This is a genomic window from Paenibacillus sp. 2KB_20 (assembly GCF_052115765.1).
Lineage (GTDB): Bacteria > Bacillota > Bacilli > Paenibacillales > Paenibacillaceae > Paenibacillus_AQ.
Genome location: NZ_JBFRHH010000002.1, coordinates 164290 through 177673, shown reverse-complemented (window position 1 = coordinate 177673; position 13384 = coordinate 164290). Strand labels below are relative to the sequence as shown.

At 49.5% G+C, this 13384-nt stretch carries 12 protein-coding genes; 7 read left to right on the top strand and 5 right to left on the bottom strand.

What is annotated here, in order from left to right:
• Positions 1–72: 72 nt before the first annotated feature.
• Both AB4124_RS06680 and AB4124_RS06675 read right to left on the bottom strand, forming a co-directional pair.
• Positions 73–1929 (bottom strand): bifunctional diguanylate cyclase/phosphohydrolase, encoded by a 1857-nt coding sequence (locus AB4124_RS06680; RefSeq protein WP_430182992.1) that lies wholly within the window; start codon positions 1927–1929, stop codon positions 73–75.
• 265 nt (positions 1930–2194) lie between these two features.
• The gene (locus AB4124_RS06675) at positions 2195–2812 is read right to left on the bottom strand and encodes a DUF5317 domain-containing protein (protein ID WP_076322309.1); all 618 of its coding nucleotides are present in this window, start codon (positions 2810–2812) and stop codon (positions 2195–2197) included.
• A gap of 296 nt (positions 2813–3108) precedes the next feature.
• On the opposite strand from AB4124_RS06675, the gene AB4124_RS06670 reads away from it, so the two are divergent.
• The 3 genes from AB4124_RS06670 (at position 3109) to AB4124_RS06660 (ending at position 4551) form a co-directional block, all read left to right on the top strand.
• Complete coding sequence (locus AB4124_RS06670) at positions 3109–3312, top strand: cation transporter (RefSeq protein ID WP_076322308.1); 204 nt, start codon at positions 3109–3111, stop codon at positions 3310–3312.
• A 190-nt stretch (positions 3313–3502) separates the two neighbouring features.
• Positions 3503–4243, top strand: a complete 741-nt coding sequence (gene nfsA / locus AB4124_RS06665; protein WP_430137975.1) for an oxygen-insensitive NADPH nitroreductase — start codon at positions 3503–3505, stop codon at positions 4241–4243.
• A 68-nt stretch (positions 4244–4311) separates the two neighbouring features.
• Positions 4312–4551: a hypothetical protein gene (locus AB4124_RS06660; RefSeq protein ID WP_441971895.1), complete on the top strand. Its 240-nt coding sequence runs from the start codon at positions 4312–4314 to the stop codon at positions 4549–4551.
• Positions 4552–5050: 499 nt separating this feature from the next.
• Here the strand turns inward: AB4124_RS06660 and AB4124_RS06655 are convergent, their stop codons facing one another.
• Entirely contained in the window at positions 5051–7369 is a 2319-nt protein-coding gene (locus AB4124_RS06655; RefSeq protein ID WP_441971893.1) for a helix-turn-helix domain-containing protein, read from the bottom strand.
• Positions 7370–7746: 377 nt separating this feature from the next.
• Between AB4124_RS06655 and AB4124_RS06650 the strand changes: the two genes are divergently transcribed.
• The 4 genes from AB4124_RS06650 (at position 7747) to AB4124_RS06635 (ending at position 11597) form a co-directional block, all read left to right on the top strand.
• The gene (locus tag AB4124_RS06650) at positions 7747–8727 is read left to right on the top strand and encodes an ABC transporter permease (protein ID WP_076322677.1); all 981 of its coding nucleotides are present in this window, start codon (positions 7747–7749) and stop codon (positions 8725–8727) included.
• A gap of 32 nt (positions 8728–8759) precedes the next feature.
• Positions 8760–9644: a carbohydrate ABC transporter permease gene (locus AB4124_RS06645; protein ID WP_076322305.1), complete on the top strand. Its 885-nt coding sequence runs from the start codon at positions 8760–8762 to the stop codon at positions 9642–9644.
• 68 nt (positions 9645–9712) lie between these two features.
• Complete coding sequence (locus AB4124_RS06640; RefSeq protein ID WP_441972483.1) at positions 9713–11263, top strand: extracellular solute-binding protein; 1551 nt, start codon at positions 9713–9715, stop codon at positions 11261–11263.
• Positions 11264–11420: 157 nt separating this feature from the next.
• Positions 11421–11597: an aspartyl-phosphate phosphatase Spo0E family protein gene (locus tag AB4124_RS06635; RefSeq protein WP_076322303.1), complete on the top strand. Its 177-nt coding sequence runs from the start codon at positions 11421–11423 to the stop codon at positions 11595–11597.
• Positions 11598–11629: 32 nt separating this feature from the next.
• On the opposite strand, the gene AB4124_RS06630 is transcribed toward AB4124_RS06635, so the two are convergent.
• Positions 11630–12445 carry a TatD family hydrolase gene (locus AB4124_RS06630; RefSeq protein WP_441971890.1) on the bottom strand — a complete coding sequence of 272 codons (816 nt, stop codon included), beginning with the start codon at positions 12443–12445 and terminating at the stop codon, positions 11630–11632.
• A 79-nt stretch (positions 12446–12524) separates the two neighbouring features.
• Positions 12525–13358, bottom strand: a complete 834-nt coding sequence (locus AB4124_RS06625; RefSeq protein WP_441971888.1) for an ABC transporter ATP-binding protein — start codon at positions 13356–13358, stop codon at positions 12525–12527.
• Positions 13359–13384 lie beyond the last annotated feature (26 nt).

Genomic DNA, 13384 nt, shown 5'->3' with positions numbered 1-13384 from the left:
ATACTACCTTTATACCTTATTTGGGGAAGTATCAAACATGAAGAGGCGATAAAGGGGAGGGGATTGGTTTCTTTAAGACGTCTCCGAACTGGCTGCAGGCTGCTGCTGCGCTTCTGCCTTAAGTCTTAAATAACGGATAAACAGCTCAACAAGCTCCGGATCGAATTGCGTGCCCGAGCAGTGGAGCAATTCTTCAATTCCCTCCTCGAAGGTTTTCGTTTGCTGGTAAGGCCGTTCCGTTGTCATCGCGTCAAACGAATCGATAATGGTCAGCATCCGGCACAGCTTGGGGATTTGGCTACCCTTGAAGCCGTGCGGATACCCACCGCCATCATATCTTTCATGGTGCAATTCGATGTAAGGAACCAGTTCCTTGAACTTCTCGTTCGTTTCTGCAATGCGTTTCCCCCAGCTGACATGCCGTTTGACGGTTTCCCATTCGCCGGCCGTGAGCTTGTCCCGTTTGTTCAAGATCCCCCAAGGAATCTCAAGCTTGCCGATATCGTGAATGAGTGCGCCGAGTACGAAATTGCGTCGCTCCACACTATCAAGCTCGAGCACTTCGCTGATATCCATGGCATAGCGGAATACCCGTTTGGAGTGTTTGAACGTATCCACATCTTTATACAAGAACAGCTTCAGCTGCTGCTCGATATCACGGACGTCTTCCGCGAAGTCGATCTCGGATTCTTTTTCGGCGCCGCTCCCGTATACATGCACATTATTCTTACCCTGCTTCTTGGCATAGTACAGCGCCTGATCGGCAAGCTCGACGAGTTGTGACTTGTCATGGATGTCAATCCGATAGGACGCAACACCAGCAGAGAATGAGAGACACCCCGAGGGAAAAATCTCGACGCCGTCAAAATAGGTATCGTTCAGTTTTTTGCGAAGCCTGTTAATGAAGGAGCGTGCTTTGTTGTCATCGTAACCCGGCATGAGAATCGTGAATTCCTCGCCGCCGAAACGGGAGGCTACCACCTCGGCCATTTCGGATTCTACCTTGAGGTAATTGCCGAGAAATCCGAGCAGCATGTCGCCTTTCAGGTGTCCGAATTGATCGTTGTATTTTTTGAAATCATCAATATCGATCATGGCCAGTGACAATGGCGTCTCATTGGTCTTGGCTTTCTTGATCTCGTCTTCCAGCAAATTTTCGAAATAACTGTGATTGTACAATCCGGTTCGTTGATCCTTGATGGCTTTCTCTTGTACCTGTTTATACATCGTGAAGAGCTGCTTGAAGGAATAGGATAGCATCACGCTGAGACCTATAAACAAGGTTAGTCCGAATACGCCGTTATGTACGATGAGTATGGAGAGAACCAGCGAAAGAATGAGCGTGCTGAGGTAAACTAGCAGTGTATCTTTCATGAAGGTTTTCAAAATATCATATAACGATCCCTTGTATAGAAGGTAGTAGTAGAAACCGACAAGGAAGACGTTGATAACAAAATAAACAACCAACGCTGCAACATACGCGCCAAATTGATTATTGTGAATAGGGCCTGCTTGTCCGCCTGCCATTTTGAAAATGAAGGAGGATCCGACGATCATCACGGTATACACGGAGAAATTAACAAAATGCTTCCAAAAGGGGATTTTTCTGTCGTAAAGCGCCATGGCAAGGGAGACGAGCAGGATGACGGACAGCGCAAAAGGTGCCCCATAGATAAAGATGCATGCCAGGTAAACAGAGGAATCCATGGACTGTAAATTACCCTCTGGCGGCAGCTGGAAGGTGAAGTAATTTAAGATGAGGGCGGCGCCTAACATCGCATAGACCCATACCCACTGTGAAGGAGTATAATGGAGAATTTCCCCTTGATGCACCAGCAGGAAGATGGAACAGCCCAGAAGAGAAAGAAAAACAAAATACAGCTGTCCCGCAAAGCCTTGAGAGAACCTAGGACGCTTAAATATGGACATAAATGATTTCTCCTCAATAAAAATCAATGGTGTATTCTCCACATTTTAAGGTATATTGCGATGCAAAACAACGAAAAAGATGTAAAAAAACAGGCTGAATTTTCCAGCCTGTTTCTTATGGAAGTCTATTATCCGAATCTGTAACCGGAAGTCAGAGCGACAACAACAGAAGCAACGATGATGGCATTCAATACGATGCGGGAATACTTGATTTTATCAGTTTTCTTCACAGTTCTCCCTCCTTTCCAGGTGGTATGATGTATGATTAATTTTGTGGTTCCACACGTTCATTGGTATCGGATTTGCGTATTAAGGTTTGAACAGGGGTATTCTTCCCGGAAGTCATTAGATGGACGATGTAGAAGAATATACCGACATTCATGATGATATCTCCGATACTGATCACCTGTGTTCTTGGGTACGGCGGGGATAACGGTATAATGTCTCCCAGGAACGGCAGGCGGGTAGAGGCGTCCATCAGATAGTGTTTGGTGATGACGGTGCTGTTGCTCAGCATGTCCACGTAATAAGGATCCAGAACGGAAGTGGCGCTCATCGATACGGGCATTCTGCCACCGTTCACTGCCATGACAAGGAAATTCAGAAAGACACCTGCCAAGATGCTGCCAAAACCTTTCTGATCCCGGTTTATCCAGAGAAAGATCATACCGGCGACGTAGATGAACATAAAGACGTAGCCGCTTGCGGCTGCCAACCAATCAGAGTTCACTTGAAAGCGGAATATCAGCAGCTGCACAATCAGGAGTATGGGGAAGATTAAGCCGCCCTTCAGACGGATCTTACTGAATTGCTGCAGTCCATGACGGAGTCCGCCACGTATCAGTCCGACAATTAATCCGAGTATAATGCCGTCAAATACCATGATAGAATTCCTACTTTCATAGTTCATTATCTCTGTAATTAATAGTTCGACAGCAAATTGGTAATTCCTTCAACAAAAATAAAATTTTATGAAAAAATTAGAAGGTCGGATAAAAAGCTTGTCCCTTCCTGTATGAATCTAATGATTTATGTATATTATAGCAGATAAAAAGGATAAATCTTCCTACTTTTTTCGTGTTTCTGTTGCAGAAAAGAGCAAATTATCGAACTTTACATACCTATGGGGGGTATAGTAAAGTTAAATGGTACAATATTATATGATAGGAGGACGACAGCATGAAACAAGTGACTTTGACAGTGGAAGGCATGTCCTGCAACCATTGCGTGAACTCGGTGGAAGGCGCGCTGAAGAATGCGGGAGCTTCTGGTAAAGTCGATCTTGCATCCAATACAGTGGCCGTAGAATACGACGAAACCAAGGTCAGCCTTGAAGCATTGAAAGAAGCGATTGAAGAGCAAGGCTACGATATCGTGTCCTAACGAAAGATTCCCTGGAACAATCCAAAGCCGCGAGCTTTGGCTAAAATAGGAGCCGGCTGCTGCTGAAGCGATCGACAGCAAGCCGGTTTTTTTGCGCTGCCAATCTCCTCCCGCGTGAACTTGCACTGCTCATGCCGAGGTTTCATAATAGATGAAACAATTCTTTCAGAGCCTAAGGAGTGGAAACTCGATGAATGATACCCTATCACTTCTGATGAACCATCGATCGATTCGTAAATATTCGGATCAGCCCGTGTCCGAGGAGCAGCTTAGGGCAGTTGTGGCAGCAGGTCAGATGGCATCAACCTCAAGCAACGTCCAGGCATACAGCGTGATTGCCGTTACCGATCCAGAGAAGAAGCAGCGGTTGGCCGCTTTAGCGGGAAATCAGGCGTATATTGTGGAATGCCCGGTATTTCTTGTGTGGTGCGCGGATCTGTATCGTTTGAAAAAAAGCACAGAGTCGCACGTGGTTGATCAAGAGACGTATGAAGATTCGACCGAGAATTTCATCGTGGCCACGGTGGATGCCGCTTTGGCTGCGCAGAATGCCGCGATCGCCGCGGAATCGCTCGGTCTTGGCATCGTGTATATAGGCGGGGTCCGCAACTCCATTGCCGAGTTCTCCGAGGCTTTGGAACTGCCGGAACTGGTCTATCCGGTATTTGGCATGTGCCTGGGCTACCCGGATCAGGAGCCGGGGCTTCGCCCTCGGCTTCCGGTGGAGGCTGTTTTGCACCGCGATAGCTATCATCGCGCGGCTACAGAGGAAGTGAAGAATTACGATCGAACCTCTTCCGAATACTTGTCCCAACGTACCCATGGCAAAAATAACACGCCGTGGTCGGCGCTTATGGCTAAACGCCTGGCAGAGCCGGTAAGGCTGCACATGAAGGACTTCCTGAAAGGGAAGGGTTTCATGGGGCGTTAGACATGAATAGAGAAAGCCGGTACGGCGCTCTCGTAAATTAATAGATAGAGGCGGGTACGGCTGCTCTCGTGGGAATACTCTTCGAGGGTACGGTGCTAGGAACTAAGCTCGGCCGCCTAACCGAACCCGGCCGCGGAACCAAGCCAGGCCGCGGAACCAAGCCAGGCCGCGGAACTAAGCCCGCCTCGGAATCAATCCCACGCCAGTGGGCTTTCGGAACCAAGCTCGGCTGGCGTGGGATTGGTGGAGTCGTAGACGCAATGCACCGTAGCTTCCAAGCCGAGCAGTGCACCGTAAGTTTGCCGTAGCTTCCAAGCCGCAAGCCGGAACGAGTTACGGCCCGGCAGTAGCAGTATCGGACAGCAGATCCATTATTTTCGCTATGGGCTCGTTTTTGCCGGATCTATCGGACACACGTTCCGTTAAGTAGGGTATAAGCCGAAATATGAGAGCCTTATTCGGTGAATAACGGACCTCATGTCCGCTACCATTCGAAAAATGGCGCTTTTGATCAAAATAAGGTCCGCTGAGTCCGCTAAAATGTGCAACTATTTTGTACATCGTGCGCAATGCTCCCTGTGCGCGATGCGTTGTTCGGGGCATGCTTGGATGACTGGTCGGCACTAAGCGTGCCGCCATGTACGACGCTGGAACGTAAGTCATAACACAGTACGGGGCTGTCCCAAAAGGTCATGAAATACGGACCAAGGGACAGCCCTTTTTCAGTGGTCTCCTTTATATGGAGATTGCTGATCAGGATCATGTGTCGGCAAATCTATCTTCTCCGCATGCTGAACCCAGTCTGATCTATTTGCCAATGCCCTGCTGACGGTATTGTCCGGGCGTGATCCCTTCAAGCTTCTTGAACATTCGATTGAAGTAGGGAGGCTGATATCCTGCAGCTTCCGCAATCTCGTGAATGCGAAGATCCGTGGTCAGCAGCAATTCTTTACAGCGGTTCATGCGTACGGTTGTCAGATAGTCTATATAATTCGTGCCCGTCATCTGCTTAAACGCTTTGCTCAGCTGGGATACGCTGACACCGGCTTCCATGGCCATGGTATCCAGGGACAGGTCTTGCATCCCGTTTTGCTCGATTTGCTCCAGTACGTTTTCGACCAGCGATTTCATGGAGCTGTTGAAATTTTTTGTTAACTGATCGAGGTAGGGTTCGATGATTTCTTTCTGGAACCAGGTCACGCAGGCCTTCGGATCCCGAAGCAGGGACAGCTGTTCCTGCAGATTGGAGAAATTGTATACCTGATATGGGTTTAAGCCAGCCTGCAGCATAGACCGGTGAACGCTTGTGATTAACCGCATGAGGCCATGGTGGACATGCCACTCCGAACCTCCCCCGGCCTGAAGCGCCGTTACGAAGCGGCTTAGGGAACGCAGCGCATCTCCCTGAAGCCCAAGATTCAAGGTGTGAATGAAATCCTGCTCCAATTCCAGCGGAAAGTCGATCCAGTCGTTTTTCTGGGAAAGCACGGTTTCTGCCTCCAGCAGCTGACTGCCTGCATCAAAGGATCGGTAATGCAGCGCCCGCTTGGCCTGTTCGAGAATATGGGGAACATCCGTCCAGGTTGAGCTTGGTCCTCCCAATACGATGGTTGCCGACATGCGGAGCGTATCGCGCAAAGCCCGCATGATCTGATCGCACAGCTCCCTCATCAAAAGCGACTGTTCATCGGCTTGATGGGAAGCCGGAACGATCAAGATGACGCCGAATGAGCCGTCGAAGAAATTGATGGGATGCATATACGCGCTTATGTCCTCTGCCAGCTCCTGGATCACGTTCAGGGCGGCATAGGTGAGAAGATGCTGATCGTTTTCCGTCAGAGGCGTCCGATCCTCCCCGTGGGTATGCTGCTGAAGCACGATGGCCGAGAACTGTTTATGGGTAATGTCAAGATCCATCTCTTGCAGCTTAAGGACGTATTCGGGCTCCGTCAGGTGGGCGGCTTGTCCACTCAAAAATTGATTGATATAAGCCTCCCTGATCGCGGGCAAGGACCGCTTCCATTGGCTTTGCAGCGTATCGTGCGAGAATCGGTACTGCTTCCACTCGTGTTCAATAAAATCAAGCTCATTGTATCGCAAGCTCGGTTTGGCCTGATCACCGCCAATCATATTCAGCATCTTGCTTATAGGACGATACATGCTCTTAGAGGCAACCCAGCTCACAGCCAGTGATGCCGCAAGCGCAAAAGCAAAGCAAATCAGAATGATATGGGTGTACGGCTTCGTTGGCGCAATGATCTTGGATTGCGGCGTGCCTGAAACATAGGTCCAATTTTGTTGCATTTTTTCAAATTGAACGGTGTTCACCAGCAACACATCTTGGTCCACCGGAACCTTCAACCGCAAATGATTCGCACTTCGGGCATTCTCCGGAAGCTTCAGCTGTTCCTGAATCGCGCTCATCGCTTTCGGCATGCTGCGGCTCATTCCCGACTCCCCGATGACGTGACCATGGTCGTCCAGCAGGAACGAGAGATTCTCGCTATTGCGAATGACGTGCAGCTTCGACGGATCAATATAGATGACGATCGCGCCATAGGGCGTATGACCGTTGAAGGGAAGTCGCATGACGAGCGCGTGGGAAGATTTATCCTTGTTAAAAGGCCGCTCCAGGTCATGGACCCAGAACATGTCCGAATCTCCTTCCATGAGCTTGTTGAAGCTTATCGCATCCTGTTCCTGATCCAGCGTCCGCAGGCCGATATCAGGCTCCATGATTTTGTTTTGCTTTTTGATATACAGATAGACCTGATCCACCAAGGGATCGGCATTCCCCACTAGGTTGAGCGTACTGAACAGCTCGTTTGTCTCCTCGACATTCGATACAAAGTCCATATCCGACAACGAAGGCTTGAAATGGGGCTTCACCACCATATTGAGGGCGTAGTGGACCAACTGGGTAAATTGCTCGTCTACTTGTCTCGCAGCGTCAACCAGGGCTTCTTCGTTCCGCTGCTGATATTGGTTAATCATATGCTGGTTGCCCACATAAAGGTAAACGGCCGTAATGGCCGAGATGGGGAGGCATGTTAACAACACGGCCAGCGCGATGCTTCTCCAATACATAATACCTTTGAAAACGGATTCATGATTCTGTTGCCTCATTACTTTAACCCCCTGTTGGCATAGACAAATCAAAGGCTTAATCAAAGCGAGCCGGTAAATGATTACTTCCTATCATAGCGAATGAGTGGATGAGTTGAAAAGATCATATCTTCCCAATTGAGGTTGGGACAACGTTATCGATTAACCGAAGCGGACGTTCATTCGTCGTGGAAAAAAAGTGCAATACAAGGAAACGAAAGGGTCCTCAATACCTTAGAGACAAAGCATTTCCCTGTGTTGTGCAGGAAGATACGGGCGATTGGAAACGGCGGAAAAAAAGTGGAATTGCAGGGAATGTTGCAAGCGTTTACATTAGAACTACATTCCGTGAACGGTATGTTGAACAAGATGACAAGGCTGAAAGTGAGGGAGTATCGATGAAAGCACAAGAAACCGTTCAGTCGGCAAAAGGAAGCGGGAGCCCCCCCATTCCCGTGAGATCCAAAACGAAGTGGGGGCGGATATGGTCGGATGTTTCGCGCGACAAATATTTGTACGTGCTGGCCTTGCCGGGTCTGATCTTTTTTATCATTTTCAAATATATTCCGATTACGAATCTCGTAATTGCCTTCCAGGAGTATTCTCCATACTTTGGGGTGCTCGGAAGCCCCTGGGTAGGGTTTGAGCATTTCACCCGGTTTTTCTCCAATCATGATTTCTGGATGCTGCTGCGTAATACGCTGGCGATCAGTTTTCTGAGCTTGATTTTCTTTTTTCCGGCACCGATCATTTTATCTTTGATGCTGAATGAAGTGCGAAACTCCTTCTATAAGCGGACCATTCAATCCCTGGTGTATATCCCCCATTTTTTATCCTGGGTATTGATCTACGGTCTAACCTACCTCATGTTCTCGCAATCGGAGGGCTTGTTTAATAAGTGGCTCATCTCCATGGATTGGGAGACAATCGATATTCTCTCCAACCCGAACTATTTCTGGGGTATGCTGACGGGACAATCCATCTGGAAGGAAGTCGGGTGGGGGACCATCATCTTTCTCGCGGCTATCGCTGGAGTAGACCCGCAATTATATGAAGCAGCCGTCATGGATGGCGCGGGCCGTATGAGACGGATGTGGCATATTACCCTGCCGGCGATGCGCAACGTGATCCTGATTCTGTTGATTCTCCGTCTGGGAACGATTCTGGATACGGGATTCGAACAGATTTATCTGATGATGAATGCACCTGTCACCAATGTAGCCGAAGTGTTCGATACCTATGTATACCGGGTGGGGATTCGGCAGGGTGAGTTCAGCTACAGTACGGCCATCGGATTGTTCAAATCGATAGTCGGCGTCATCCTGGTGGTCACGGCCAACCGGTTGGCGAGACGGTACGGTCAAGAAAGCTTGTACTAAAGGATTGGCGAAGAGACAAGGAGGAGAAAAACATGCATGAGAAAGGATGGAAAACCAGGCTGTTTGGTTTTGTGAATAACGGACTGCTGCTGATCATCGGTTTGGCAACGATATTTCCGATTTACTATACCGTTATTTTGTCGTTTACCGATCCGGTGGAATATTATCAACGAAGCTTGATATTATGGCCGCGGGTTTGGACGCTGGATGCTTACAAGCATTTACTGTCCAACGGATTGTTTGTCACCTCGATTTCCGTGAGCGTGTTCCTGGCTACGGTTGGCACGCTGCTCAGCCTGCTTGTTACCGGGGGCTTGGCTTATGCGGTGTCCCGTAAACGCCTTCGGTTTCGCAAGGCCATCATGATTATGATCCTAATCACCTTTCTCTTTACGCCGGGATTGGTGCCGCTGTATTTGGTCGTCCGCAATGTGGGACTCATTGACAGCGTCTGGTCGCTGATCTTGCCGAGCTTGACCAGCGCATGGTATGTGCTGCTCATGAAGGGATTCTTCGACAGCATTCCGGAAAGTCTGGAGGAAGCGGCGATGATCGACGGCTCGAATGATATCGGCGTATTCTGGCGAATCATTCTGCCGTTGTCGCTGCCGGCGTTGGTGGCGTTTGGATTGTTCTTTGCCGTCGGCTATTGGAATACGTACTTCAACGCACTGATGTTTATTAACGACCAGAAGATGTGGCCGCTGCAAGTATTGCTGCAAAATATGCTTGTGGACCCAACAACGATGGGATCGGGGAGCGGCGGCGGATTCGCCTTCCAAGTGAACCGTCCCGTCCCAACAGAAACGTTGAAGATGGCGGCGGTCGTGATTGCAACCGTTCCGATCATGTTAGTGTATCCATTCCTGCAGAAGCACTTCGCCAAAGGGGCGATGGTAGGCTCTGTCAAGGAATGATCCGATATACGGTCTAACTGCCATCATGATCAGTCAGACGAGATGTAAATTAAAAGGGAGGTCTAATGATGAAAAAAAAGGAAACCAAGCCGGGCAAGTCGTTTTTAAAAATGTCGGGGGTGCTGCTCTTGGCAAGCTCGCTCTTGCTTAGCGCATGCGGCAGCCGAGACGGAAGTGCACCGAGCGATAACGGAAGCGGAACAGACAACAGTGAACCAACCAGCATTACGATACAGACCCTGAATTATGCCACCGAATTCATAGACAACACCAATGTACTATGGAAAGAGCTCGAGAAACGCACCAATACCAAGCTGAATATTACGTGGCTGTCGCCGTCCACGGCCGAAGAGAAGATCAATGTCATGCTTGCATCCGGCGATCTTCCGGAGGTTACTTTCGTGGAAACGATGCAGAACCCGCAGCTGCAGAAAATGCTGAAGCAGGGCGTCTTCTGGGATCTGACGCCGTTTCTTAAAGACTATCCGAATTTGAACCGCGAAGAACTGAAGGAAATGTGGGAAATCACCAAGGTGGATGGCAAGAACATCGTCATTCCTCGTTATTATCCTAGCTATGGCGGCGGAGTGTTCCCGATGATCCGCAAGGACTGGCTGGATGCCCTTCAGCTGGAAACGCCCAAAACGCTGGATGAGTTCCATAACGTGTTAAAGGCTTTTAAGGAACAGGATCCGAATGGTAATGGACAGGCCGATGAGATTCCATATGCCGCAAATCCGGGGGCTCTCGCTTATATTTACAATATATTTAATGAAACGCAAGGGTCCTGGAAGCTTCAACCCGATAATACCCTGACTCCGATTATGACGTCGGACGAGTCAAGGGAGGCCATGCTGTGGATCAAACAGGCTTATGACGAGGGCTTGTTCCCCAAAGACTTCGCGATCATGAAGTTCTCGCAGGTGATGGATACGATGCGAAGCGCCAAGGCAGGGGTAGGGGGCATGTCCATGAACCATGCCTGGGTGACCGGCGAAGCCGTGAAAGGCGTTGACCCCAAGGCGGATCTAATGCCGCTTGCTTACTTGGAGAATGCAAACGGGGTGAAGTATACGCCTTCAGGATCGCCGTACTATGGAGTGTACCTGATTCCGAAGAAAGTGCCGGAGGCGAAAGTGAAGAAAATCCTCGAGTTTTTCGATTACGGTTATAGTCAAGAAGGCAATGAGATGCTGACCTACGGAATCGAAGGTGTCCATTATAATGTGGAGAACGGGAAGAAGGTTGCAACGCCGCAGGCCGCCGTGGATAAGACGGGTGACGGCAACTTGAACAATATGATTCACCTCGTCAGCGACGATATGGCCATTAGCGCGGTAGGGATGCCGGATGAAGTATATGAGCGGAACGTAGAGATTGTCACAGAGCGCAAGACGGTCAAGGTTCCGAATCCTTCGGGAGAGCTGTATTCGGAAGCCTATAACAAATACTATCCCGAGATTTCCAAGAAGGTGGAGGATATGCGGGTCATGGTCATCACGGGCAAAGAACCGGTTGAATCGTACGATAAACTGATTGAAACGATCAAGAGTGATCCGAAGATGAAGGAAATTACAGACGAGATGTCAAAGGCGTATCAGGAGAAGTACGTTAAATAATGGAATCCAAAACCACAATGCTGCAACTTGCATTGTGGTTTTTTGGCGTGAATAACAGGAATAGCTCCTCCATGTTATATTTCTGATGTCTAATATTAAACATCCTATAATTTTACATTAAAGCATAAAATATTACATGAGGGGAGGATATAAAGTCATGGAAACGAAGGAAGGCATAAAGTTTAATATCGAGCAAGAACGGCATAAGCTTCATAAGATGAAGCAGCGGTATCGTGATTTTAATCATCCTAAAGTCCTCGGTCAATCGATCGTGCTTGATGAGTTGATTAATCAATATAACCGATTTCTTAAAGAAAACAAGCCGATTGCGTAAACAACCGACTTAAAGCTGAATGAAGATTCTTTTTATAGATCGTAAAGTCTCGCGGCGTTCTCATAAAAAATCCTGCGAGCCTCGGATATGGACAGCCCCTGAAGCTCCGCCCATGCCGCAGCCACAGCAGCCGTCATCCGAGGATGGGTCATCTGTCCGGTGAACGGACCTTCGAACGGCCAAGGACCATCGGTTTCGGTCATGACGAGATGATCCGGATACCTACATGCCATATCCCGAATTTCTTCCTCATAGAGGATGTCAGGCGTGAAGGAAATATAGTATCCGTTACCGGCCATCCGCTGCAAGGTGTCACGGGGGCCCTTGAACCAATGGAAATGGGCACGAGTGACGCCGTATTTTTCGAGCAAATCACATGCGATATCCGCATCTTCATATACAGCGTGCAGAATCACCGGTTTATGATGCTTTTTAGCAAATGCTATAAATTGCTCCAATAGATAGGCGTAAGGGCGGTTATCCCAAGGTCGGCCCTTCGATTCAGCCTCCAGCCTGGCGTAATAGGGGAGACCCACCTCTCCTACGGCGACCATCTCATCGGCATGCTCTGCCATCCAATCCAGCAGCTCTTCGGTTTCGTTAGTGGAAGGGAGGTGCTGCTCCGGATGATAACCGAAAGCCGGCCGCACCATCGGTCCGTACTGCCTGGCCAGCTCCAGGTTTCGCTTGCAGGAAGCCAGATGCATGGAGACGGAGATAACGGATTGAACCTCATGATGACGGATATCCGCGAGAATCGCTTGTTGATCGGATAACGAATAGCTGTCCAGATGAATATGAGTATCCAACAGTGGGAAATTGGCTTCACTTTGCGTAAATGATTTCATCGTTACATAACCTCGCTTGTAAGCTTCCACGAAGCGCTTGGCTAATCATGGATGTATGTATTCCGCTGGCCTTAATCGGTCAGCGCTTATGCTGTTCTTCCCGCATGATGGCGGAAATTTCAGTTTTTAATGCGATGAAGAACGGATCCATCAGGATGTTTTCCCGGCGCGGACGGGAGAAAGGGACTTCTACCCGTTTCAAGATGGTTCCGGGCCGGGCTGACAGGATATAGATGCTGTCCGAAAGGAGCAGCGCCTCCTCGATATGATGGGTAATCATCAGCACCGAACGGCGCGTATCCTCCCAGATATCGAGCAGCCAGCGCTGCATATCACTGCGCGTCAGCGCATCCAATGCGCTGAACGGTTCATCCAGGCACATGACTTCCTGGGGACTCATCAGTGCGCGCAGAAAAGCCGCCCGCTGCTGCATTCCGCCTGAAAGGGTGTGGGGATACGCTTTTTCGAAGCCGGTGAGACCGGCCCGTTCCATCCAGCTGCGGGCATGTTCCCTGGCAGTGGCTTTCGTGGTGCCTCTCAGCTCCTCGGGAAGGAGCACATTGTCCTCCACCGTACGCCAAGGGAACAGGGCTGGCTGTTGAGGCATATAGGCGATGCGGCCTTTTTCCCCGGTCACGTCCTGACCATCCATGAGGACCGAACCCGTATCCGGAGCGGTTAATCCCCCGATGATATGGAAGAGTGTGCTCTTTCCGCTGCCTGAAGGACCGATCAAGGAGACGAATTCCCCGGGTTGTACCTGAAGCGAAAGGCCATCCAGTACATGCACTTCGCTGCGCCGGTCGCGGAAGGTTTTCCGAAGGCTGCGAACCTCGAGGGCAGGTGCTGATGAGACCGACGCAGTGGACGGGTCAGCCCCGTCCTGGAGCGGCAGGGGGATTTGATGTGTCATATCGATAAATGGCCTCCTTTCATATA

What these genes read in the sequence shown, in the direction of transcription:
- AB4124_RS06625 (WP_441971888.1), bottom strand. Translation starts at nt 13,358, where the DNA reads ATGACACATCAAATCCCCCTGCCGCTCCAGGACGGGGCTGACCCGTCC.
- AB4124_RS06635 (WP_076322303.1), top strand. Translation starts at nt 11,421, where the DNA reads ATGGAAACGAAGGAAGGCATAAAGTTTAATATCGAGCAAGAACGGCAT.
- AB4124_RS06680 (WP_430182992.1), bottom strand. Translation starts at nt 1,929, where the DNA reads ATGTCCATATTTAAGCGTCCTAGGTTCTCTCAAGGCTTTGCGGGACAG.
- AB4124_RS06655 (WP_441971893.1), bottom strand. Translation starts at nt 7,369, where the DNA reads ATGAGGCAACAGAATCATGAATCCGTTTTCAAAGGTATTATGTATTGG.
- AB4124_RS06630 (WP_441971890.1), bottom strand. Translation starts at nt 12,445, where the DNA reads ATGAAATCATTTACGCAAAGTGAAGCCAATTTCCCACTGTTGGATACT.
- nfsA (WP_430137975.1), top strand. Translation starts at nt 3,503, where the DNA reads ATGAATGATACCCTATCACTTCTGATGAACCATCGATCGATTCGTAAA.
- AB4124_RS06650 (WP_076322677.1), top strand. Translation starts at nt 7,747, where the DNA reads ATGAAAGCACAAGAAACCGTTCAGTCGGCAAAAGGAAGCGGGAGCCCC.
- AB4124_RS06675 (WP_076322309.1), bottom strand. Translation starts at nt 2,812, where the DNA reads ATGGTATTTGACGGCATTATACTCGGATTAATTGTCGGACTGATACGT.
- AB4124_RS06640 (WP_441972483.1), top strand. Translation starts at nt 9,713, where the DNA reads ATGAAAAAAAAGGAAACCAAGCCGGGCAAGTCGTTTTTAAAAATGTCG.
- AB4124_RS06670 (WP_076322308.1), top strand. Translation starts at nt 3,109, where the DNA reads ATGAAACAAGTGACTTTGACAGTGGAAGGCATGTCCTGCAACCATTGC.
- AB4124_RS06645 (WP_076322305.1), top strand. Translation starts at nt 8,760, where the DNA reads ATGCATGAGAAAGGATGGAAAACCAGGCTGTTTGGTTTTGTGAATAAC.